Origin of the sequence: Pseudomonas sp. PA-6-3C, from assembly GCF_021605825.1 — a bacterium.
GTDB classification, from domain to species: domain Bacteria; phylum Pseudomonadota; class Gammaproteobacteria; order Pseudomonadales; family Pseudomonadaceae; genus Aquipseudomonas; species Aquipseudomonas edaphica.
The window spans coordinates 93321-116491 of the sequence record NZ_WKDV01000010.1 but is presented as its reverse complement, the minus strand read 5'-3'; the positions used below and the strand labels follow the sequence as shown (position 1 = coordinate 116491).

At 60.6% G+C, this 23171-nt stretch carries 21 protein-coding genes; 10 read left to right on the top strand and 11 right to left on the bottom strand.

All coding sequences use genetic code 11. The features are described 5' to 3' along the window. Window positions 1-37 precede the first annotated feature (37 nt). Window positions 38-1330 carry an MFS transporter gene (locus tag GIW48_RS09495; RefSeq protein ID WP_236460224.1) on the bottom strand — a complete coding sequence of 431 codons (1293 nt, stop codon included), beginning with the start codon at window positions 1328-1330 and terminating at the stop codon, window positions 38-40. 225 nt (window positions 1331-1555) lie between these two features. Here GIW48_RS09495 and GIW48_RS09490 point away from each other — a divergent pair, with 225 nt between their 5' ends. The 4 genes from GIW48_RS09490 to GIW48_RS09475 are packed head-to-tail and all read left to right on the top strand — an operon-like array spanning window position 1556 to window position 4030. Further along, window positions 1556-1864 carry a BufA1 family periplasmic bufferin-type metallophore gene (locus GIW48_RS09490; protein WP_017137207.1) on the top strand — a complete coding sequence of 103 codons (309 nt, stop codon included), beginning with the start codon at window positions 1556-1558 and terminating at the stop codon, window positions 1862-1864. A 23-nt stretch (window positions 1865-1887) separates the two neighbouring features. After that, complete coding sequence (bufB, locus tag GIW48_RS09485; RefSeq protein WP_236446413.1) at window positions 1888-2775, top strand: MNIO family bufferin maturase; 888 nt, start codon at window positions 1888-1890, stop codon at window positions 2773-2775. Then, window positions 2772-3548 carry an HvfC/BufC N-terminal domain-containing protein gene (locus GIW48_RS09480; RefSeq protein ID WP_017137205.1) on the top strand — a complete coding sequence of 259 codons (777 nt, stop codon included), beginning with the start codon at window positions 2772-2774 and terminating at the stop codon, window positions 3546-3548. Before bufB ends, GIW48_RS09480 begins: the two co-directional genes overlap by 4 nt. Further along, window positions 3545-4030 (top strand): DoxX family protein, encoded by a 486-nt coding sequence (locus GIW48_RS09475; RefSeq protein ID WP_017137204.1) that lies wholly within the window; start codon window positions 3545-3547, stop codon window positions 4028-4030. The genes GIW48_RS09480 and GIW48_RS09475 overlap by 4 nt, the downstream gene beginning before the upstream one ends. Here the strand turns inward: GIW48_RS09475 and GIW48_RS09470 are convergent. Then, entirely contained in the window at window positions 4021-4935 is a 915-nt protein-coding gene (locus GIW48_RS09470) for a LysR family transcriptional regulator (protein ID WP_099548581.1), read from the bottom strand. The genes GIW48_RS09475 and GIW48_RS09470 overlap by 10 nt on opposite strands. Window positions 4936-5039: 104 nt before the next feature. On the opposite strand from GIW48_RS09470, the gene GIW48_RS09465 reads away from it, so the two are divergent. The 3 genes from GIW48_RS09465 (at window position 5040) to GIW48_RS09455 (ending at window position 8128) form a co-directional block, all read left to right on the top strand. Then, entirely contained in the window at window positions 5040-5639 is a 600-nt protein-coding gene (locus GIW48_RS09465) for a short chain dehydrogenase (RefSeq protein ID WP_236460222.1), read from the top strand. A gap of 97 nt (window positions 5640-5736) precedes the next feature. Next, window positions 5737-6408: a COG3650 family protein gene (locus GIW48_RS09460; protein ID WP_236460221.1), complete on the top strand. Its 672-nt coding sequence runs from the start codon at window positions 5737-5739 to the stop codon at window positions 6406-6408. A 106-nt stretch (window positions 6409-6514) separates the two neighbouring features. Continuing rightward, window positions 6515-8128: an NAD(P)/FAD-dependent oxidoreductase gene (locus GIW48_RS09455; RefSeq protein WP_236446415.1), complete on the top strand. Its 1614-nt coding sequence runs from the start codon at window positions 6515-6517 to the stop codon at window positions 8126-8128. A 134-nt stretch (window positions 8129-8262) separates the two neighbouring features. Here the strand turns inward: GIW48_RS09455 and GIW48_RS09450 are convergent, their stop codons facing one another. Next, the gene (locus GIW48_RS09450; protein WP_017137200.1) at window positions 8263-9357 is read right to left on the bottom strand and encodes a PLP-dependent cysteine synthase family protein; all 1095 of its coding nucleotides are present in this window, start codon (window positions 9355-9357) and stop codon (window positions 8263-8265) included. Between the two features lie 215 nt (window positions 9358-9572). On the opposite strand from GIW48_RS09450, the gene nhaA reads away from it, so the two are divergent. Together nhaA and GIW48_RS09440 are read left to right on the top strand one after the other, a co-directional pair. Next, window positions 9573-10748, top strand: a complete 1176-nt coding sequence (nhaA, locus tag GIW48_RS09445) for a Na+/H+ antiporter NhaA (RefSeq protein ID WP_138454015.1) — start codon at window positions 9573-9575, stop codon at window positions 10746-10748. Window positions 10749-10944: 196 nt separating this feature from the next. Next, complete coding sequence (locus GIW48_RS09440) at window positions 10945-12567, top strand: methyl-accepting chemotaxis protein (RefSeq protein WP_236460220.1); 1623 nt, start codon at window positions 10945-10947, stop codon at window positions 12565-12567. 282 nt (window positions 12568-12849) lie between these two features. Here GIW48_RS09440 and GIW48_RS09435 read toward each other — a convergent pair whose 3' ends face one another. The 6 genes from GIW48_RS09435 to dinG form a co-directional block, all read right to left on the bottom strand. Continuing rightward, window positions 12850-13314, bottom strand: coding sequence for a glycine zipper 2TM domain-containing protein (locus GIW48_RS09435; RefSeq protein ID WP_017137197.1), 465 nt, complete (start codon window positions 13312-13314; stop codon window positions 12850-12852). 262 nt (window positions 13315-13576) lie between these two features. Then, window positions 13577-14224, bottom strand: a complete 648-nt coding sequence (gene pdxH, locus GIW48_RS09430; RefSeq protein ID WP_099548576.1) for a pyridoxamine 5'-phosphate oxidase — start codon at window positions 14222-14224, stop codon at window positions 13577-13579. 27 nt (window positions 14225-14251) lie between these two features. Continuing rightward, the gene (locus GIW48_RS09425) at window positions 14252-15409 is read right to left on the bottom strand and encodes an OmpA family protein (protein WP_099548575.1); all 1158 of its coding nucleotides are present in this window, start codon (window positions 15407-15409) and stop codon (window positions 14252-14254) included. Between the two features lie 142 nt (window positions 15410-15551). Next, window positions 15552-16697, bottom strand: coding sequence for an EstA family serine hydrolase (locus tag GIW48_RS09420; protein WP_017137194.1), 1146 nt, complete (start codon window positions 16695-16697; stop codon window positions 15552-15554). Between the two features lie 82 nt (window positions 16698-16779). Then, entirely contained in the window at window positions 16780-19077 is a 2298-nt protein-coding gene (locus GIW48_RS09415) for a beta-galactosidase (RefSeq protein WP_236460219.1), read from the bottom strand. Window positions 19078-19191: 114 nt separating this feature from the next. Beyond that, complete coding sequence (gene dinG / locus GIW48_RS09410; protein ID WP_017137192.1) at window positions 19192-21336, bottom strand: ATP-dependent DNA helicase DinG; 2145 nt, start codon at window positions 21334-21336, stop codon at window positions 19192-19194. 99 nt (window positions 21337-21435) lie between these two features. Here dinG and GIW48_RS09405 point away from each other — a divergent pair, with 99 nt between their 5' ends. After that, window positions 21436-21900, top strand: a complete 465-nt coding sequence (locus tag GIW48_RS09405) for a CopD family protein (RefSeq protein ID WP_017137191.1) — start codon at window positions 21436-21438, stop codon at window positions 21898-21900. A 105-nt stretch (window positions 21901-22005) separates the two neighbouring features. Here the strand turns inward: GIW48_RS09405 and GIW48_RS09400 are convergent, their stop codons facing one another. Together GIW48_RS09400 and GIW48_RS09395 are read right to left on the bottom strand one after the other, a co-directional pair. Next, window positions 22006-22764: a hypothetical protein gene (locus GIW48_RS09400; protein WP_026013715.1), complete on the bottom strand. Its 759-nt coding sequence runs from the start codon at window positions 22762-22764 to the stop codon at window positions 22006-22008. Further along, complete coding sequence (locus GIW48_RS09395; RefSeq protein ID WP_017137189.1) at window positions 22757-23050, bottom strand: DUF1145 domain-containing protein; 294 nt, start codon at window positions 23048-23050, stop codon at window positions 22757-22759. The genes GIW48_RS09400 and GIW48_RS09395 overlap by 8 nt, the downstream gene beginning before the upstream one ends. Window positions 23051-23171: the final 121 nt, after the last annotated feature.

Sequence of the window (23171 nt, the reverse complement as noted above, 5' to 3'; positions counted from 1 at the left end):
CAAAAAAACGGCCTTCGGGCCGTTTTTTTATCGCGGTTCAAAGCGTCGCGACCAACTCCCCCTTGCCCGCGCGCTGGCCGGCCAGCATCAATGCCCCGCCCAATAGCAACAAGCCCGCCGCCAGGAAGATATACGCGCCGTACACATCCAGCGGCGCGTCGAAATAGGCGATGACGCGCTCTGCCCTATTCAATGTCTGAGAACACACCAGCGTACCGGTCAACGAGGCGATGGCCAGTACCGGCGTGACCGTTGCGGACACACGCCCCATGTAGCCTTCAGGCACGGCTTCCTGAAGCATCGGCCCTTGCACAATCGCAAACACCGAGAAGAACAACCCACAACTGAACATCAGCGCCCAGGCCAGGTAAAACGGCGGATGCAGCGAATACGCCAGGTAACTGAACCCCATGCACAGTAACGCAAAGGTAAAGGCCTGGCGCGTGCTCAATGACTTCAACAGCGGCCGGACCAGCACGGCAGCAACCAACCCGCCGACAGGGAACGCCGCGAGAATCAGGCCGTATTCATAAGGGCTCAAGCCCAGGGTTTTGAATGCATACAAGGACAACGCGACGTTATTGACCCCCAGGGAAAACCCGTACAACGCGACACCGATCAACAACGTCCTGATCGAGGCGTGCCCCCAGGAAAACCGCAGCCCTGCGAGCACTCCACGCCAAAAGGGCAGCCGTTGTTGCTCGGCCAGCAAGGTCCGGCGCAGGCCCTGGGTAAACGCGATGCACAGGGCCGAACAGGCAAAAGCCAGCACATTTATCAGCAGTGCCAGGGCGGGGCCAACCCAGACAAATAAGGCCGGCCCAAGGGACGCCGACAACACTGAAATACCCGTCAGGGAAAACATTGCCTTGGCCGATGCCTCAACGCGTCGAGCCGTAGGGATGACCACTTGCATTATCGCCTGGCGCGACGGGTTGAAAAACTGTGCGGCCGTGCTGTTCACCAACAACAACAGCAGAACGCCGACGAACACTTGCATCGGGTCCAACCCGGCCAGTGAATAGATCACGAAAAAGATCAGGAAGTTGAGCACCCGAATCCCATCCCCCGCGATCATCACGTACAGCGGGGCCATCCGATCGACCCAAGCCCCGGCCAGTGGGGCCACCCATACACGCGGTATAGCCGAAGCCGCCACTGCCAGGCCTACGGCCGTCGGCAAGAACGCACTGTCGTGAAACAGGTCAGTCACCAGCCACACAATGACGGTGCTCTCGAAAACGAACTCGCCAAACGATGAGAGGGCTTGCCCCAGCCACAGGAATGAGAAATTTCTGCTGATGAAAAAATCTGCAAAGCGGTTCTTCACAGCCAACGCTCCTTATTGGTCTTGCGCACATTCGCCCAGTGCCAGGCATTGCTTGATCCTACAGCAAGCGCATACGGGGCTTGCGAACACTAAGACTCACGGCGCCATTTGCTCGGCCTCGAAAATTTATTTATCACCTGCTGTAACGCAGCCTGATGCCCCAACTCTAGAGGGGTAAGCAAGCAAAAACGCTTCCTTACCCAACCTCACTGCTGGAGTTACACCATGACTACTAAATCCCGTTCGCTGTCCGCCGCTACCCTCGTTCTGGCCCTGGGTTCGGCCCTGAGCTTTTCCGCCCTGACCAACATGGCCCACGCTGACGAAGCGAAAATGGACAAGTGCTTTGGTGTCGCCGAAGCCGGCAAGAACGATTGCGCTGCAGGCGCCGGTACTACCTGCGCCGGTACCTCGAAAGTCAAAGACCAGGCCAACGCCTGGAAACTGGTCCCAGCCGGCACTTGCGCAAAGACCCCAAGCGCCACCTCGCCGACCGGTTTCGGCCAGGAAGCAGCCTTCACCGCCAAGTCCTGAAACCCTGCAAAACCTGAGTACTGATGATGACGCTTTTACCCCAGCACACGGTCTCACCGGCTCAGGTGCCCGGCCTCCCTTACCGGGCCGGGCTGGGGCTGAAGAACGAGCACTTTCTTGAAGTGCTCGAGACCTCGCCCGATATCGGTTTTTTTGAAGTTCACGCCGAAAACTACATGGTCGCCGGCGGCCCGTTTCATCACTACCTGGGTTTGATACGCGAACAGTACCCACTGTCATTGCATGGCGTGGGTCTGTCCATCGGCGGCGAAGGCCCGCTTAATCGTGAGCACCTGGCACGGTTGGCCACGCTGATCGAACGCTATCAACCCCACTCTTTCTCTGAACACCTGGCCTGGTCCAGCCACGGCCCGGTGTTCCTCAATGACTTGCTGCCGCTTGCCTACGACGCCGCGACCCTGGACCGGGTGTGCGAGCACATCGATCAGGTACAAAGCACCCTCAAGCGGCCGATGCTGCTGGAGAACCCCTCGACGTACCTGCAGTTCCAACGCTCGACCCTGGACGAGACGGACTTCATCAGCGAGGTCATCCGGCGCACCGGTTGCGGGCTGTTGCTGGACGTCAACAACGTCTATGTGTCGTGCATCAATCATCAGCGCGATCCACTGGCCTACATCAATGCGCTACCGCTGAAGGCCGTCGGTGAGATTCATCTGGCCGGCTTTGCCGAAGACACCGACAGCCTGGGCGACCGCCTGCTGATCGATGACCATGGCGCGCCCATCGATAACGCGGTGTGGCAGCTCTATGAACAGGTGCTCAAGTACACCGGCCCGGTGGCCACGCTGATCGAGCGGGACAACCAGGTGCCCGCCTTCAGCGTGTTACACGCCGAAGCCCAACACGCCGACTGGCATCTGTCACAGGCGAAGGTATTGAAGCCATGAGCGATCAAGCTGCATTTGCCGGCGCCTTGCTCGACGCCGATCAGGCCTGCCCCGACGGATTGTTCAGCAGCAACGGCGCCGACCCGGCCAGCCGTTTCGCGGTGTATCGAAACAATGTCCACAGCTCGCTGATCAACGCGCTCGCCGCCGCTTATCCGGTAACGCTGCAATTGGTTGGCGATGAATTTTTTCGCGCGATGGCCAGCCTGTACGTGCAAGCCAGCCCGCCCGACAGCCCGTTGATCAGCGATTACGGCAGCACGTTTGCCGCGTTCATCCAGGCGTTCGAACCGGCTGCGAGCGTGCCTTACCTGGCGGACGTCGCACGCCTGGAACGCCTGCGGGTGCGTGCTTATCACGCCGCGGACCGCCAGCCACTGAATCAGCAGGCCATCCTTGAACAACTGCAAGGGCCGACCGACCTGGGGCAGCTAAGCCTGCACCTGCATCCGTCCCTGGCCACCTTGAATTCACCCTACGCCGTGGTTGCGGTATGGGCCGCGCACCAGACCGAAGGCACCATTGCCACCTTGAACCCTTGGTACGCCCAAAGTGCACTGGTGTTACGCCAGGGCTTGGCGGTCAAGGTCTTCGCCATCGACAGCGGTTCGGTGGCGTTTATCAACAGCCTTGACCAGGGATCAGGCCTGGAAATGGCGGTAGAGCACGCGCTTGAAGCATCAGCCGAATTCGACCTCAACCATTGCCTGACACTGCTGATCAGCCACGACGCCATCATTCATTTGCACACAGAACAAAAGGAATCGCCATGAACACTTCCCCTACTTGCCTGGTAAAACGGACCATCGCGCTGTTCGAAAAAATCCCCTACAGCCTGATCGCATTTCTCGCACGGTTTTCCATTGCGGCGGTGTTCTGGAAGTCCGGCCAGACCAAAGTCGAAGGCTTTGCGATTGATATCATCAACGGCACCTTCCAATTGGGCGAACCCAAGCTTGCCGCTTCAACCCTGCCGCTGTTTCGCAGCGAGTACCACGTGCCCTTGCTGTCACCGGAAGTGGCCGCGCACATGGCAGCATTTGCCGAACACTTTTTCCCGGTACTGATCCTGGTGGGCTTTGCCACGCGCTTCTCGGCCCTGGCGCTGATCGGCATGACCTTGACCATTCAACTGTTCGTCTACCCCGAGGCCTACCCCACCCATGGCACCTGGATCGCGTTACTGCTGCTGTTGGTGGCCAAAGGCCCAGGTTGCCTGTCGATTGATCACCTGATCGCGCGCCGTTACCGCTGAAGGCGATCCAGGGTTTCGCCGCTGCGTCTGAACCAGTCCACCAAGTAGTCGGCCAACACTTGGGTTCGGCGCGGCAGGCCACCTTGATAAGGATGAACCAGGTACATCGGCATGCTGCGCGTTTGATAATCACGCAGCAGCCAGCGCAAGCGCCCGTCGGCCAGTTCTGCCGGTAACACGTAGGACGGCAGGCGGGCGATGCCGGCGCCCACCAAGGCGGCTTTTTTCAACAGGTTGTAGTGGTTGGAAGCGAAGGTACCGCTGACCCGCACCCGCAGCAGTTCATGTTGCTGGTGGTACAACCACTCCTCACGCCCGCTGTAATGGCTGTTGAGCAGACAGGTGTGCGCGGCCAGATCCGCAGGCGTCAGCGGTTCGCCATGCTGCGCAAGGTAGGCCGGGCTGGCGCAGGTCATTTCATGCCAGGCCAACAGTGGCTTGGCCACCAGCCGCTCGTTATCCATCGCCCCCATGCGCACGCCCAAATCGAAGCCATCACGCGCCAGGTCGCGGTAGCTGTTGTTCAGTTCCAGCTCGATCTGAACCTGCGGGTATTGCTGGGTGAACTCCAGCAACAAGCCATCGAAGAAGGTTTCCCCCAGCGACACCGGAACCGTCATACGCACTGGGCCAGCCAGATCGTCCTTGAGCCGCGCCAACGCCTGACGGGCGCGCTCCACCTGGGCCACCAGCGCCTGAGCCTGGGGCAACAACGCCGCACCGGCGGCGGTCAGGCTGAGCTTGCGAGTGGTACGGTGCAATAACACCACCGAAAACTGCGCTTCCAATTGGCTGATGCGCTTGGACAATTGGCCCTTGCTGCAGCCCAATTGCTCCGCCGCCAGGGTAAAACTGCCCGCCTCGATCAGCACGGCAAAGGCCGCCAGGTCATCCATTTCGCTCATAGATTGTTTCCAACTGAAAACCAAAGGTTGCCTATTAGCGCGTTTATCCACTTAAAAAGCCATCCTAGACTGAAACCTCACTTAATCCCCGGAGGAACAGCACGATGAAAATCCTATTGATTGGTGCCAGCGGCACGGTCGGCTCAGCGGTCAAGGCGGAACTGGCGCAGCGTCACGAGGTGATCAGCATCGGCCGCAGCGGCGGCGACTTCCAGGTGGATATCAGCGACAGCGCATCGATCCGCAAACTGTTCGAGCAGACCGGCAAGTTCGACGCGTTGGTCTGCGCGGCAGGCAGTGTGAATTTTGTGGCACTGGGTGAGATGAGCGAAGTCGACTTTGAACTGGGACTGCGGGACAAGTTGATGGGCCAGGTCAACCTGCTGCTGATCGGCCGCGACTACGCCAACGACGGTGCCTCGTTCACCTTTACCAGCGGCATCCTGAACCGCGATCCGATCCGCACCGGCGCCTCTGCCGCATTGGTCAACGGCGCATTGGATGCCTTCGTCAAGGCGGCGGCGATCGAATTGCCGCGCGGCTTGCGCATCAACTCGGTGAGCCCGACCGTCTTGCTCGAAGCCATGGGCAGCTACGCGCCGTACTTCCGCGGTTTCAAACCGGCTTCGGGTGCCGATGTAGCACTGGCCTACGCGAAAAGCGTCGAAGGCTTACAGACTGGTCAGACCTTCATCGTTGGCTGAAATATGATGTCTGTCAGAATCGCCTGAACCCGGCGAACGGGCTTGTGGTGCGGTGCGAGCCTGCGTAACGTGGCGGCACTAGTTTGGAGACCCAATAATGCGCGCCGCCCGTACCCTTGCTCTGTTTGCCCTGCTGCCCCTCTTCACCGCTTGCCAGATGTTCGAGAGCGAGCCGGCCAAACCGTCTACCGTCGGGCTGACCCGCATGCAGGGTGAGCTCACGGCAGTGGGCGACAAGCTGCTGTTCCAGCCGTGCGGCGACAAACGCAACTACGTGGTCAATGACACCGGCGGCACCAGCGTCTTGCAGGAAGCCGCGTCCCTGGCCGGCCAGCAAGGCGTGCTGTTTGCCGATTTACGCGGCAAGTTTTCCGGGGTGGCCAGCGGCACCCAGGGTTCGGTCGACCTGCAACAACTGTATCGTGTAGAACGCTCGACCTCGGCCTGTAACGACCCGGACTTCAAACGCATGATTCTGCGGGCCAATGGCCATAAACCGGCCTGGGCGATGAACGTTACCGGCAAAGGCATGGTGCTGGAGCGCGAAGGCCAGCCGCCACTGGCGGTGCCTTTTGTCGAAGAGCAACTGGGTGACGGCCGTTTCAACCTGATGACCGAAGCCAATAACCAGCACATCGAACTGTGGGTAGCCCCACAACGCTGCATCGATGCCGTCAGCGGGAGCTTGCAACACATGACCGCCGAGTTGCGGGTCAATGGCCAGGTCCAGCGCGGTTGTGCATCATTCGGCGGCTCGCGGGACGACTGATTCAGCCTTGGGCTGTTTTAACATGACGAGAATCAGCCTTTGGGGCTTATAATCGCCGGTTTGCAAAACAGCCGGCATCGAAGCCCGCCGCCCACCGGATCCTGTCATGTTACGAATCACCGAACTCAAGCTGCCCATCGACCATCCCGAAGAAGACCTGCGGCCTGCCATCGTGCAGCGCCTGGGCATCGCCAGTGATGACCTGCTCGACTTCACCCTGTTCAAACGCAGCTACGACGCGCGCAAGAAATCGTCGGAGCTGTGCTTCATCTACACCATCGATCTGAACGTAAAGGGCGAGGCCGCCCTGCTGCTCAAGTTCGCCGATGACCGCAACATCAACCCGGCACCGGACGTCAGCTACAAAGTGGTGGGCCAGGCGCCGCAAGGCTTGGTTGAACGGCCGATCGTGGTGGGTTTCGGCCCCTGCGGCATTTTCGCCGGGCTGTTGCTTGCGCAGATGGGCTTCAAGCCGATCATCCTCGAACGCGGCAAGGAAGTGCGCCAGCGCACCAAAGACACTTGGGGCCTGTGGCGCAAAAGCGTGCTCAACCCCGAGTCCAATGTGCAATTTGGCGAAGGCGGTGCCGGGACCTTTTCCGACGGCAAACTCTACAGCCAGATCAAAGACCCGAAGTTCCACGGTCGCAAAGTGCTGCACGAGTTCGTCAAGGCCGGCGCGCCGGAAGAAATCCTCTACGTCAGCAAGCCGCACATTGGCACCTTCCGCCTGACCGGCGTGGTGGAAAACATGCGCGAGCAGATCATCGCTCTCGGTGGTGAAGTGCGTTTTGAGCAGCGCGTCACTGATGTGCTGATCGAAGATGGCCAGTTGAACGGCGTGGTCGTCGACGGCGGCGAGCAGATCCTCTCCAAGCACGTGATTCTGGCCCTGGGCCACAGCGCCCGCGACACCTTCCGTATGCTGCACGGCCGTGGCGTGTACATGGAGGCCAAACCATTCTCGGTGGGCTTCCGTATCGAACACCCGCAGTCACTGATCGACGCAGCGCGCCTGGGCAAATACGCCGGGCACCCGAAACTGGGCGCCGCCGACTACAAACTGGTACACCACGCCAAGAACGGCCGTTCGGTCTACAGCTTCTGCATGTGCCCGGGCGGCACCGTGGTGGCGGCGACTTCCGAGCCGAACCGCGTGGTCACCAATGGCATGAGCCAATATTCACGCAACGAGCGCAACGCCAACTCCGGCATCGTGGTCGGCATCACGCCTGAGGTGGATTACCCAGGCGGACCGCTGGCCGGTATCGAGTTGCAGGAGCGCCTGGAGTCTCACGCCTACATCCTCGGCGGCAGCAACTACGAGGCGCCGGCGCAGCTGGTGGGTGATTTCATCGCTGGTAAGCCGTCCACCGCCATTGGCAGTGTGGAACCGTCCTACAAGCCGGGGGTGGCCCTGGGCGACCTGGCGCTGGCATTGCCGGACTTCGCCATTGAGGCGATTCGTGAAGCGCTGCCGGCGTTCGAGAAACAGATCAAAGGTTACTCGCTGCACGATGCGGTACTGACCGGTATTGAGACCCGCACCTCGTCGCCACTGCGCATTACCCGTAACGAGTCGATGCAGAGCCTGAACGTAAAAGGTTTGTTCCCGGCCGGTGAAGGCGCAGGTTACGCCGGTGGCATCCTGTCGGCGGGTGTTGACGGAATTCGGATTGCCGAGGCGTTGGCGCGGGATATGCTGGGTATAGAAGCTTAAGCACTATTACAGCCAACCCGTATCAAATGTGGGAGCTGGCTTGCCTGCGATGGCGGTGGTTCAGTCGATAAATTCGGCGACTGACACTCCGCTTTCGCAGGCAAGCCAGCTCCCACATTAGTTGATGGGGCGTGTCAGATATTGGCGCGCAGGACGCTGGCAGGCAACGGCTCACCCTTCTCTACACTGGCCGCAACGGCTGCAATCAAGCCGCCAAGCTCATACCCCTGCTCCGCCAACCAAGCCTGATCGTAGTATGTGTTCGCATACCGCTCGCCCCCATCACACAAGATCGCCACGATCGACCCCGACTCCCCCGCCGCTTTCATCTGCAGCGCCGCGACCAAAGCGCCGATCAGGTTAGTCCCGCTGGAACCACCCACCCGCCGCCCCAACCGCTCGGCCAGGTAATGCATGGCTGCCAATGACAGCGCATCCGGCACCTTGACCATCGCATCAATCACCTGGGGTAAAAACGAAGCCTCGACGCGTGGCCGGCCGATCCCTTCGATGCGTGAACCGCACTCCAGACGCAAACTGGCATCGCCCGTCTGGTAGTAGTCAAAAAACACCGAACGCTCGGCATCGGCACACAGCACGCGGGTGCAATGCTGGCGATAACGCACGTAGCGGCCCAGGGTCGCCGTGGTGCCACCGGTGCCGGGGCTGGAAATCAACCAGCTCGGCTCCGGGTAATGCTCAAAACGCATCTGCTGGAAAATCGACTCAGCGATGTTGTTGTTTGCCCGCCAGTCCGTCGCGCGCTCGGCGTAGGTGAACTGGTCCATGAAGTGACCGCCACTTTCCTTCGCCAAACGTTCGGACTCGGCGTAGATCTGCGTCGGATCCTTTACCAGATGGCTCTTGCCACCATAGAAGGCAATCTGGTCGATCTTCGCCTGGGACGTGGTGGCCGGCATCACCGCGATAAACGGCAGGTCAAGCAAACGCGCAAAGTACGCCTCCGACACCGCAGTAGACCCACTGGACGCTTCGATCACCGGCGCACCCGGCTTGAGCCAGCCATTACACAGCGCATAAAGGAACAGCGAACGCGCCAGCCGATGCTTGAGGCTGCCAGTGGGGTGGCTGGACTCGTCCTTGAAGTACAACTCGATACCCGGCAGCCCCGGCAATGGAAGAGGGATGAGGTGCGTGTCGGCGCTGCGCTGGAAGTCCGCTTCGATGACACGGATGGCTTCGCGAGCCCAGGTACGGTGGTCGTTCATGAGGTGAGTCTCTAAGGGTTTCAGTCCCGATTTTAGGGGCTTTCCTACACGCCACACAGATACAGTGACGACTCAATTAGACACACAATTGCTAAGCTTTGACGCAAGACCAATCCTGACCCTCTCTTATAACAAATAAGAATATAACTTTTGTTTTAACAACTAACAGTACGGGTTAGGGTACCCACCTATTGAACCTTATTGGAGAGCATCCCTTGCCTCTGCGTAGCACTTTCACCCGTTTCTTCCAGCTGGAGGCCGCCAGCGGTCTGTTATTGATCGCCGCTGCCGCTTTGGCGCTGATCATCAATAACTCACCACTATCCCACCTCTACGGCGCCTTCCTCGATACGCCGGTGGTGGCGCAGGTTGGCGCGCTGAAAATCGCCAAGCCAGCGCTGCTGTGGATCAACGATGGCCTGATGGCGCTGTTCTTCCTCCTGATCGGCCTGGAGGTCAAACGCGAGTTGCTCGACGGCCACCTGTCCAAGCCATCGCAAGTGGTACTGCCGGGGGCGGCCGCGATTGGCGGCATGGTGGTGCCGGCTTTGATCTATTGGGCACTGAACAAGGACAACCCCGCCGCACTTGCCGGCTGGGCAATCCCGATGGCCACCGATATCGCTTTTGCACTCGGCGTCCTGGCCCTGCTCGGCAAGCGTGTACCGGTGTCACTGAAGCTGTTCCTGATGACCCTGGCCATCATTGATGACCTGGGCGCTATCATCGTCATCGCGGTGTTCTACTCCGCCGAACTGTCGAATGCAGCCTTGGCGGGCGCGGCCACGTGCCTGGTCGCCTTGATCGCGATGAACCGCCTGGGCGTGGTCAAGCTCGGCCCGTATATGATCATCGGCCTGATCCTGTGGGTCTGCGTGCTTAAGAGTGGCGTGCACGCCACCCTGGCCGGGGTAACCTTGGCGTTCTGCATTCCACTGCGCACCAAAAATGCCGAACCCTCGCCACTGCTGACTCTGGAGCACGCCCTGCACCCTTGGGTGGCCTACGCTATCCTGCCGTTGTTCGCCTTCGCCAACGCTGGCGTGTCGCTGACCGGGGTTACCCTGGACAGCTTCACTCACCACGTGCCCATGGGCATCGCTGCCGGCCTGCTGATCGGCAAGACCATCGGCGTGTTCGGCCTCACTTGGCTGGCCATCAAGACCGGAATCGCCACCCTGCCCAGCGGCGCCAATTGGGGCCAGGTGCTGGGAGTGGCCATCTTGTGCGGCATCGGCTTCACCATGAGCCTGTTTGTCGGCTCCCTGGCCTTTGTGCCGGGCGCCAGTGAGTTCGCGGGTGAGGATCGAATGGGCATCCTCACCGGGTCGATCCTGGCAGCCTGTATTGGCTACGCGGTCACAGCGCTGGCGAGTCGCAAGAAAGCCTGAGCGCTCTGAACGCCCCACAAAAAGCCCCAACCGGTTACCCGGTTGGGGTTTTTCTTTTGGCGAAGATGACACTTTCGCGTAACGCCTAAAGACTTTGTCTCGGCCGCCGACTAAGGATTGTGGCGATCCGCCTGCCCCGTCTGGGGCACCCGCCTGACACAGCTCTTCAACGCGTTCCCAGCCCGAGCGAAAACCCATGTTCCTGAGAAATATAAGAATCGCAGCCAGAGCCTTCATCGGCTTCGCTGCTATTGCGTCGCTGAGTGTGTTTCTCGGCCTGTTCGCGCTCAAGCAGATCGGCGAAGTGCAGTCCCAGGCTGCCGACATCCAAAACAACTGGATGCAGCGCGTGAGGATCCTCGCCCTGGCCAATGCCTCGCTGGATCGTTTTCGCTTGGGGGAAATGGCGCACATCCTGTCCGCAAGCGACGCCGATATGCAGACCTACGAAGACAAATCCGCGGGTCGCCTGAAAAGCGTCAAGGAGCAACTGGCTCAATATGCAGCGCTGTTGCGCACGCCGGAGGAAAAATCGCGCCTGGACGTGTTTAACCAGAGCCTGGAAGGGTACGCCAAGAACCACACCGAGATGCTCAAACGCTCGCGCTCAGGTGACAAGGCTGGCGCCCGTGACTTTCTCAACAGCATTCGAGAAAGCTATGAGCAGATGACCAAGAACTTCGATCAGTTGATCGACCTCGCCAACAAGGGCGCAGAACTTGCCGGCCAGACTTCCGTGGCCGCGTACCAGCATGCCGTGGGCGGTATCGCCATCGTCATCGTGCTGGTAAGTGGCGGCACGGTGCTGGTGGCCTGGCTGCTGACCCGCAGCATCACCGGCCCCATCATTGAGGCGGTACGGGTGGCTGAAACCATCGCCAAGGGCGATCTCAGCCAGCCCATCAACCCGACCGGCAATGACGAAGCCACACGCCTGTTGCGGGCACAAGAGACCATGCGTAATAACCTGGTGCAGACACTGCGGCAAATAACCGGCTCGTCGAGCCAACTGGCGGCAGCGGCCGAGGAACTGAATGCCGTTACTGCCGAGGGCAGCCGCGACCTGCAGCAGCAACATGGCGAGATCGAGCAGGCCGCCACCGCCGTCACCGAGATGACCACGGCCATTGAAGAGGTCGCCCGGAATGCCGCCACCACCTCCGACCTGTCCCAGGCGTCGCGCAGCATCGCCTTGAAAGGCCAGCAACGTATGGTCGAGGCACTGAGTTCCATCCAGGCCCTGACCCGTGGTGTAGAGCTAAGCTCCAGCCAAGTGGGCGGCCTGGCCGAGCAGGCCAAAGGCATCGGCAAAGTGCTCGACGTTATCCGCACCATTGCCGAGCAAACCAATTTATTGGCACTGAACGCGGCCATCGAAGCGGCGCGGGCCGGTGATGCGGGCCGTGGTTTTGCCGTGGTCGCCGACGAAGTACGCGCCCTCGCCCATCGCACCGCGCAATCGACCCAGGAAATCGAACAGATGATTGGCAGCATCCAGACCAACACCGCCAGCACCGTCAACACCATGCTCGACAGCAGCACCATGACCCAGCAAACCATTAGCCTGGCCGAACTGGCGCAGCAAGCGCTGGCGGATATCCTTGCCGCCAATGACGAGATCAACAACCGCAATCTGGTGATTACCACGGCGGCAGCGGAGCAAGCTGACGTTGCCCGGGCGGTCGACCGCAACTTGCTGAATATTCAACAGCTGTCGATTCAGTCCGCCGAAGGCTCGACTCAGACCACCGCCGCTTCGCAATCGCTTGCCAGCCTGGCGCATGAGTTGAATACGATGGTGAAGCACTTTCAGGTGTGAAGTGAGTGCGTGAATGCCTGCCCGGACACCGTACCTGTGGCGAGGGCGCTTGCTCCCGCTGGGTCGCGTAGCGGCCCCTGCTCTTTGCTTTAAAAGCATGGGACTGCTACGCAGTCCAACGGGAGCAAGCTCCCTCGCCACAGGCAAACTTAGACATGGCTTGCAATAAAAACCGCCCTACTAAAGCGGTTTTTTATCGCCTGCATTTTCTCAAAAAACCGCAGGCAATAAAAAACCCCAACCCGTCACCCGGTTGGGGTTTTGCGTTTCTACAACCAGCGCTTAGCGCGTTACACGGCTGGTGCCGTTAACCGTCATGATGCGCACGCGGTCGCCAATGCGGAAGATTTCGTTAGGGTCGACGGCCTGGACGTAGGCGCGCATGCTGCCGTCGTCTTCGCGAACGGTAACTTCAACACCCTGGGTGCGGGTCAGACCTTCTTCAGCGGCGGAACCCAGCAAGCCACCGGCAACCGCACCGATTACGCCAGTGACGATACTGCCACGGCCACCACCGATCGCGCTGCCGCCAACGCCGCCGACCACTGCACCGGCAACACTGCCGATTGGGGTCTTGGTGCCTTCGATTTTCACCGGACGCAGGGATTCAATGGTGCCCATGCGAACGGTCTGTACACGACGCGCCTCGTCACGGGAGTACGAGTCGCCGGTCAGACTCGAGGCGCAGCCACCCAACAGCAACGACAGGGTGGTAAAGCAGGCAACTAGTAAAACAGACTTACGCATAGCATCAACTCCAAAGGACAGGTATTCATTAGACGCCGCTGCTTGGCGCCTGTCACGGCAAGCACGCCAGAAAATTGCTTTCATTCAGCCTGAGTACAGACTGCCAGCACCAAAAAACTCGACGAACGGTAGCTCCCGCCCTGATCCAAAAATCACGTGGAAGCGCTCTTTATTGTAGTCACGCAATCAAAAACGCCGAAGCCTCTGTGTAGAGACTTCGGCGTGATGATCACCATTCAGATGGAATGACGAAAGGTGTAGCTCAGGGCGCCAGGCGCTCGCGCGTCCACTCGCCCGCTTGCAGGCGATAGTTCAGGCGGTCATGCAGGCGACTGGCGCGGCCTTGCCAGAACTCGATGCGCTCAGGCAACAAACGATAGCCACCCCAATGCTCGGGGCAGTCGGGTTGGGTATCGCTGAAACGCTGTTCGGTCTGCTTGAGCAGCTCCTGCAGCTCTTCACGGTCACGAATGACTTGGCTTTGCGGCGATGCCCAGGCGCCAAGACGGCTGCCCAAAGGCCGGACCTGATAATAGGCATCCGACTCTTCAGGCGTGACCTTGACCACCCGCCCTTCGATGCGCACCTGGCGCTCCAGGGAGGGCCAAAAGAAGGTCATGGCCGCAAACGGCCGCGCCGCGAGTTGTTCACCCTTGGCGCTCTGATAGTTAGTGAAGAAGGTAAAACCCTGTGCATCCAGGCCCTTGAGCAGCAGGATGCGACAGTGCGGGCGACCGTCCTGGTCGACCGTGGCCAGGGTCATGGCATTGGCCTCCACCGGTGGCTGCTCGGTTTTCACCGCATCGCCAAACCATTGGTGGAACAACGCAAACGGCTCGTCCGGGGCCTGGGCCTCGCTCAAACCGTCCCGTGTGTAGTCACGGCGCATATCGGCCAGTGCCTGGGTCATGCAGCTTTATCCTTCTGTTTCAACGGATCAGTTTTTCGCCTGGTCGTTCGCAGCCGGGGCGGCAGCCTTCGGTGCGGCTTTTTTCGCGGCAGGCTTGGCAGCGGCTTTTTTCGCAGCTGGCTTGGCGGCAGCTTTCTTGGCCGGGGCTTTTTTCGCCGGAGCCGCTTTTTTCGCAGCCGGAGCCGGCACAGGGGCTGGCGCAGTTTGCACAGCGACCATGTCAGCGACCGGTGGTTTGCCCGAGTTGTACTTGCTCAGCAGCGCCAACATAGTTGTACGCTGAGTGAACATGATCTCCATGCGACGGTTCAGCGCACGCCCCTGATTGCTGTCGTTGGCGGCACGCGGCATCAGGTCGCCCATACCGCGCAGCATCAAGCGATCCTGCTTCAAGCCGCTGAGGCTGAAGATAGAGGCAATGGATTGCGCACGTTCTTTGGTCAACGCCTGGCTGGCCGGGGCGGTACCTGTGGCATCAACGTGACCCAGGACCAGGACCGCGGTCTTGGGGTCAGCTTCAACAGCTTTGGCAACGCGTGTGAACGGGCCGAGTGTGACCGGCAGCAGCATTGCCGGGCGTTTCGGGTTGTAGGAGCCGTCCACCGGGGCAATCACGACCAATACGTTGTCACGACGTTCCAGTTGCAGGTTGCTGTCCTTGATGGCGGCGCGCAGACGCGGCTCATAATCATCCAGCCAGGCTTGGGTGATTTTCGGGTCGGGCATCTGCACGTTGGTCACATCAACCTTGGCCAGTGGCTTTGGCTTGCTTTCGAACGGCCACCACCATTTGGTTTCGGTGTCGGTCTTGGCGACGGCAGGCGCAGCATCCGGCGTGGAAGCAGGGGTTGCGGCCTTGAGGTCGGCTTTCAGGTCGGCTTTGGCATCCGCCGCTTTTTCGTCGGCGCTTTTGGCAGCGAACGGCCACCAGTTGAAGCCGGTGTCAGCCTTGGCTACCGGTGCAGGCGCTGGAGCAGCAGCGGCGGCCACAGGTTCGACAGGCTTGGCGCCGGCGGCAGGTTTGGCATCCGGCTTGGCGTCGGTTTGTGTCACGGCGTCCTTGGTAGCAGCCTTGTCAGATCCAAATGACCACCAGTGCCCACCTTCGGCATCACTTTGTGGTGTTTGTGCGCAGCCAGTAATAGTGAGGCACAGCGCCAGTGCCAAGGACTTGTTCGATAACATGAGGTATCCACAAAATGAGAAAAAACGGGGGGCCTGGTTGACCCGTTAAACAGACGCTTAGAGAACAGTAAAGTTACACAATTTCGTTCAGCGCCTTCTTATACTTGCCTTTGTAACAAAAAAACGTGAAACAGCAAGCTCTTTACAGACAACCGGCCAATATTCCGACCAACTTCTGCGCACGCGGGTCCATAAGTACATAAGGGCCCAGTGTATTAGTCACGAAACCAAATGCTACATCGCGCTCAGGGTCGGCAAACCCCACCGAACCACCGGCGCCAGGGTGGCCAAACGCACGCGGGCCAAGGCCAAAGGTCGCATTGGGCAGTTGCGGTTGATCCAACATGCACCCCAAACCGAAACGGGTTTGAGTCAATAATGTTTTGTCTGGCCCGATACTGTGTTCGCGGGTCAATTGTTCGAGCATGTCGCTCTCAAGCAAACTACCGTCCAACAATCCGCTATAAAAACCTGCCAGGCTGCGCGCATTACCGTGACCATTTGCCGCTGGCTGCTGCATCCGCCGCCATTCGGGCTTATTAGTGCTGGTCAGAATAGACGGTGGGTTGGCAAATGCACGGGTGGTCATGGCATTAGGTTCGCGCATCATTACTTGAAGTAAACGTTGCGCGGCTTCATCGCCCATATTGCCTTTGCTGCGCGCTATATGCGCAACCCGATAAAACTCTTCGTCCGCCAAACCGACATGGAAGTCCAGGCCCAGGGGCCGCGCAACCCGCGCCACAATCGACTCGCCCGGCCCGCGCCCGTCGGCACGGCGCAGCAACTCGCCGACCAACCAGCCATAAGTGATGGCCTCGTAGCCATGCCCTTCGCCCGGCGTCCACCACGGGGCTTCGGCCGCCAGGGTGTCGACCATCAGTGGCCAGTCATACAGGGCTTCGGTCGGCAGCATCTGGCGAATCGCCGGCAGCCCGGCCTGGTGGCAGAGCAACTGGCGCAGCGTGATGGTTTCTTTACCCGCCGCGGCAAACTCGGGCCAGTAGTCGGCAACTGGCGCATCCAGTTTCAGCTTGCCTTCGGCAACCAGCTGCAGGGCCGTGACGGCAGTGAAGGTCTTGGTGCAGGAGAACAGGTTGACGATGGTGTCGCTGTGCCAGGCCTCGGCACCGTCCTTATCGGCGGTACCGGCCCACAGGTCGACGACGGTTTCGCCGCCGATCTGGATACAGAGCCCGGCACCACGCTCCTGCGGGTCATCGAACAACGCGGCAAAGGCTTCACGTACCGCTTCGAACTGGAGCTCGTAATGACCCTGAATCTGCACCTAAGCCGCCTTGGAAAACACCGTAAGAAGTGGCCGACATTGTTCCAGTCATTGCAGGTTTTGTGAACCCGTCAGTGATGAATCAATGGCCATTTCCAGAGTGTCCACCCGCATGCCCGGCGCCCTGCCCCGCGCCTTTGCCTTCTTGCCCGGACTTGCCGCCTTCGTTCTCGCGAACCTTGCTGGCCGCCTTGGCTTTTTCGGCTTCCTTGCCCAGTTGGTCGACCGCCGCCAGGTTGCTTTTACGCACACTCTCGACAAAGCCCTGGAACGGCACATCGGTGATGCCCACCAGCCCGAAGTGGCCGTTCTCACCATCCAGCAGACGCCCGGTGACCGGCTGGTCCAGGTACTGGAACCAATGCACGCCGACAATCGATGGCTCGGCCATGGCCTGCTTGAGGAAGTTGCTGTACGCCACGCCACGGTCTTCTTCACGGGCCAACTGTGTCACGCCGCCCCAGAACGGGCCACGGTCGGCCGAGCCGAAGTTGAACTCGGTGATCAGCACCGGCTTGTCCAGCGCGCGCAAGGCAGCAAAGTCATAACCGTCCTGCGGCTTCAGGGTGTACATGTTGAAACTCAGCACGTCGCAATACTGGGCGCAGGACGCCACGGCCTCGGGCGTGCTGACGGCATACCGACCACCTAGCAGCAACTGGTTGGGCGCGTGCCATTTCAACGCATCGGAGATGGTTTTGAAGTAGGCATCAGCGAAGGTCTTCTGGAAATATTTGAAGTCAGCTTCGATTTCCGGGTGTTCGGGGCTCGGCATCGGCGGCTCGAAGCCTGGGTCTTCCATCAGCTCCCAACCCGCCAGGTGGATGCCCCAGGCTTTCGACAGGCCTTCTTCGTTACGGTACTTGTCGCGCAGTTGTTTGAGGAATGCGCGTTTGGCCGGTACGTCGGTGGTCATGCGCAACGTGCCATAGGCCAAGGCGTAACGGGATTTTGGATCATCGCCGGGGCCGGCCCAGGCCAGCTCGTTGTCGGCAAAGTAGCCGATCAGCCACGGGTCATCACGGTGGTCGCGGGCGGCAATGGCCACGGCGCGTTCGGTGGCCATGGCAAAGCGCGGGTCGAACGGGTCCGGCATGCCGCCCCACCAGTCGGTGCCAGTGCTGATGCTGGCGTAGTCACCGACAATCGACAGCGGCAAGGTGTAGGGCACACGGTCGGCGCGGGCCAGGTCCTCATCACTCCAGTTGCCCACGGTGTTGAAGCCCCAGGCTTGCAGGCGGTCGAGGGTGTGGCTGACCCAGCGCTTCTGGTCGAAACCTTCGCCGCCATAAGTACGCTGCAAGTTGGCGCCGTAAAAATCGTACCAACGCCCGACATTGAAGCCGCGGCCCTGATCGGCACCGTTGCCGCCCCGGTTATCGCCACTGCCGTAGTACTTGTCGAACGGTTCGCCAGCCTTGGGCAGCGCGGCGAACATCCACTCGCGGCCGGCCACGTAGGTCTGGTTGTTGTCCGGTGCCACGGTGTTAACACCCAACGAATAGAACGGATGGCCTTGCGGCGTCACCAGGTACCAGCGGCCGTCACGCTTCTCGGTACGGAAAAAACCACTGGCGTCGAACGCCGGGCCTTTGTTCCAGCCACCGTATTGGTCCAGAGCGGATTTGTCACGCTCGGCCAGCCAGCCCTTGAGCTGTTGCTGCTCCTTGGCCGCTGCGGCTTTGAGTTGCTCGTCAGTGCTGACCTTTTCCGGCCAGCGCGCACGGGTGGACTGGCCATAAGCGTCCACCAGCTCACTGTAGACCGCCTTCAGCACCGGCTCGCTGTCCTGCACGCCAAAACGCTCAAGCAAAATGCTTTGGGCGGCGTTGGGCTTGAGCATCGACAAGGTGACCGAGGCCACTTGGCTGCGGTCGATCTCGCCAGCACTGGCGGCCAGCAATACACGCTGGCCGTCCAGGGTGATCGGCATGGGCGGGCCGGCCTTCATGCCCTGGCTCAGCGGCGAGTTGGCTTGCAACGGGATCAACAGGGTCTGGGCCGGGCCGGCCGGCAGGTCGATACGGCTGACCAGAGTCTTGCCGTCGACGCTCTGTACTTTGACATAGAGGGTCAACGCCCAGTCCATGGCGCTCTGGATACGCAGGCTCATGGCGCCGGATTGCGACCAGTCCCAGCTCCCGGCCTGCGGGCTGAGCACCAGGCTCGGTTCGGCCACCGGGTTGAAGGTGATGCGGCGCAACACCTCGCCTTCGGGGGTTTGTTCGGCGTTGTATTGCGGCAGGCTGGCGTCCTGAGTCGCCACCTTGACCACATCGGCAGGTCGGACGAAGTTGAACAGCGTTTGTTGCCCGGCAGGCGCGGCCATCAAGGGCGCAGCGAATAACAGGGCAAAAAGAGCAGGCAGCGTGCGAATCATACGAACAAGGTTCTCCCAATCGGCCGATAACTGGCCTGATGACATAAAGCGTTGGCAGTGAGATAGACCACGAAGTGGGCGACTTCGCCCACAGCAGCTTAATAAATGAGTGGCTTAAGAAATTTCGCGCCTGAACGGCGGCAAGGCATTAAGGATAGCTTTGCCATAGCGCTGCGTGACCAAGCGGCGGTCGAGCAAGGTGATGGTGCCCCGGTCTTCCTCGGTACGCAGCAAGCGACCGCAGGCCTGGACCAGCTTCAAGGACGCATCCGGCACCGAGATTTCCATGAACGGGTTACCGCCCCGCGCCTCGATCCACTCGGCCAAGGCTGCCTCGACCGGGTCATCCGGTACCGAGAACGGGATCTTGGCAATCACCACGTGCTCGCAATAGGCGCCGGGCAAGTCCACGCCTTCGGCAAAACTGGCCAGGCCGAACAGCACGCTGGAATCGCCGCCATCAACCCGCGCCTTGTGTTTGTTGAGGGTTTCCTGCTTGGACAGGTTGCCCTGGATAAACACCTGTTTGCGCCAGTCACGGTCGAGGCCGTCAAACACGTCCTGCATCTGTTTACGTGACGAAAACAGTACCAGTGTGCCGCGCGAACCTTCGACCAATTCGGGCAGGTCGCGGATGATCGCCGCCGTGTGCGCGGCCGCATCCCGTGGGTCGGCCTTGAGGTCCGGTACGCGCAGCACGCCAGCATCGGCATGGTGGAACGGGCTCGGCACCACGGCCGTCACCGCTTTTTTCGGCAGCCCGGCGCGCATGCGGAAACGGTCGAAAGTGCCCAGGGCCGTCAGCGTGGCCGAGGTCACCAGGCAGCCATAAGCCACGTTCCACAGGTTGCGACGCAGCATTTCGGCGGCGAGGATGGGGCTGGCGTTAACCTCGATATCGAACAGCGCACCGCTTTCCGACAGGGTCAGCCAACGCGCCATCGGCGGGTTGTCTTCCGGGTCTTCGACGGTGAAGGCGGTCCACAGCTCCCAGTTGCCCTGGGAGCGTGACAACAGGCTGCCGAACAGTGGGTACCACTCCTCGGCCTGGTTGCTGGCGATGCCGATATTGACCTCGCCATCCATGCCTTCCTTGAGCAAGTCGGTGAGGCGTGTGAACAGGTCGGTGAGGCGTGAAAAGCCCTTCTTCAGCTCAATACCCATTTCGCGCATATGCTCGGGGATCAACCCGCCAACAAACCGATGGCGCGGCCGCTCACGGCCCTCCACGTCTTCGCCGGGTTTGAAGTCGGCGACCTGTTCACAGGCGCTGAACATGAACTGCTGCTGAGTCTTGATCTCCCGCGCCAGCTCCGGCACTTGCTCGATCAACTTGCCCAAATCGCCGGGCAGCGGATGCTGGGCCAGCAGTTTGGTGAGGTTCTTGGCAGTGGTTTCCAGCCAGTCGGCCGTGGAACGCAGGCGCGTGTAATGGGCGAAGTGGCCAATTGCCTTGTCCGGCAGGTGGTGGCCTTCGTCGAATACGTAGAGGGTGTCGCGCGGGTCCGGCAACACCGCGCCGCCGCCCAGGGCCAGGTCGGCCAGTACCATGTCGTGGTTGGTGACAATCACGTCGACCTTGCCCATGCCTTCGCGGGCCTTGTAAAAGGCGCACTGGCCGAAGTTGGGGCAATGGCGGTTGGTGCACTGGCTGTGGTCGGTGGTCAGGCGTGCCCAGTCCGAATCTTCAAGAGCGGTGGGCCAGCTGTCGCGGTCGCCGTCCCATTTATTGCCGGCCAGCTTCTCGATCATGCTGGTAAACAGCTTCTGGCTGACTTCATCCACCTCGATCTTGAAGCCTTCTTCTTCGAACAAGGAGGCAGTGGCGGTTTGCGCATGGCCTTCCTGCAGCAACACGTCGAGCTTGGACAGGCACATGTAGCGCCCACGCCCCTTGGCCAGGGCGAAAGTGAAGTTCAGACCGCTGTTGCGCATCAGGTCGGGCAGGTCTTTGTAGACGATCTGCTCTTGCAGGGCGACAGTGGCGGTGGCGATCACCAGGCGCTTGCCGGCAGCCTTGGCGGTAGGGATCGCGGCCAGGCTGTAGGCCACGGTCTTGCCGGTGCCGGTGCCGGCCTCGACAGCCACAATCGCAGGGTCGCCACTGCGCCGCCCTTCGTCGTCGGTGTCGATATCCCCGAGGACCTTGGCCACTTCGGCGATCATCAGGCGTTGGCCGTAGCGCGGTTTCAAGCTCTTGGCTTCGAGAAAACGCGAATAGGCGCCCTGGATCGTGGTTTTGAGTTCAGTGCTGATCATGGATAGTCGGGCGCAAAAAACGCTGGATAAATTTTCAGTGGTTCGGATCGGCCGCTATCATACCCCGCTAATTAATCCCGCGCAGAACGGAGTACCACAATGACCGCGTTTAGCCTCGCTTACACCCTGCATGTATTGGCCGCCCTGGTTTGGGTAGGCGGTATGTTTTTCGCCTGGATGATCCTGCGCCCCGCCGCCATGGCGGCACTTGAAGGCCCTGCCCGGCTCAAGCTGTGGGCAAATGTGTTTCAGCGTTTTTTTGTGTGGGTCTGGGTCGCGGTGCTGATTTTGCCGATCAGCGGCATCGGCCTGTTGCAACTGCGCTTCAGTGGTTTTGAGACTGCGCCGCGCTATGTGCAGGTGATGATGGGTCTGTATCTGGTGATGACGGCGCTGTTTATCCGCATCCAGGCACTGAAGTTCCCGGAACTGCGCACAGCGGTGGCGGCTGAGGATTGGCCGGCGGGCGCGGCTGCGCTGGGGCAGATCCGCAAATTGGTAGGAATTAATTTAATAGTGGGGTTGGTGGTGGTGGCGATTGCTTCGGCGCGGCCGATGTTCTGAGGCGGCTGTTAGTCCGCCATCGCGGGCAAGCCCGGCTCCCACAGGTTGGAATGCATTCCAAATGTGGGAGCCGGGCTTGCCCGCGATGGCGTCAGCCCAAACGACTCACAACCGCTGAATGGTCACAGCACCCGCAGCCCCAGCCGGCCCCGGCTGGCCTTCCAGCCCTGGCCGGCCTTTATCACCACCGTCGGCGCGGTACACCAGGCACCCTTTGGACTGCCCGCCTTTGCCCGGTTTGCCCGCCGTACCGGCCAAGCCACCCGGCCCGCCGTCGACCCACACTTTGATCTGCTCGGCCGGGAAGCTCTGTGGCAGCTCGACCCGCACAGTCGCCCCCGACGCGCCCGGCAGGCCGTCGCCGCCGTTATCGCCATTGGCACCACGCCCGGCGGAACCCCAGGTGCAGCCTGGGTCCACACCGTTGGCGCCATCGAGGCCGGCATAACCTTGGGCACCGGCGCCGCCACGCGCGTCCACCGACAGCTCTTCGGCGGTCAGCGCGTTAATGCGCAGCACCAGGTCACGCCCGGCCTTGGCCGGCTTTTCGTGGGTACCGGGGGCGCCGCGCGACGTGATCTGGCTGCCATGTTCCAGTTGCGCATTACGCACCTGCAATTGCAGCGCGGTATTGCCGGGGGCGATGGTGATACGCGCCTCGCGACCCAGGTGCAACTCATCCACGGTCACTTGGCTGATGGTCGCCGGCACCAGCAACGTGCCGTAGTCCGCCACATCCAGGCGCTCCAGTTGTAACACGCTGGTGCTGCTGGGCAGGCGCATCAGCGAGTTGGTTTCAACACTGACGCTCTGCGCCATAGCAATGGGGCTGACCAACAGGGCCAACAGAAAAACCTTACGCATGATTGGCCTCCTCGTTCGTTTCATTAACCGCAGCAGGCGCCGACAGGCCCCGCACATGGAACATCCCCACCAGCAGAATCTGCAAGCGGTCACGCCAAGGGTGGGCACGGTGTTTCAAGCTGCTGTTGAACAACAGCAATTCAAGCAGGTGGGTAAGCATCAACAGACTGCCGGCCAGGCTGACCAACAGGTGAAACGGATTCGTCAGCGGCCGGAACAGGTTGACCAGCACCACTACCCAGAACAACAACGTCAGAAACTTTCCCAGCCCCCAAAACACCTTCATCCCGCATGCCCCTGCCTATTATTCTTTGGGCGCACAGTACCGACTTCTGCAGGCGATTTGCCAGTGAAGGATGAAAAAACTTGCCAGGGCTCGCCGGCAATGCCCCTGCGGTGCCCGCAGG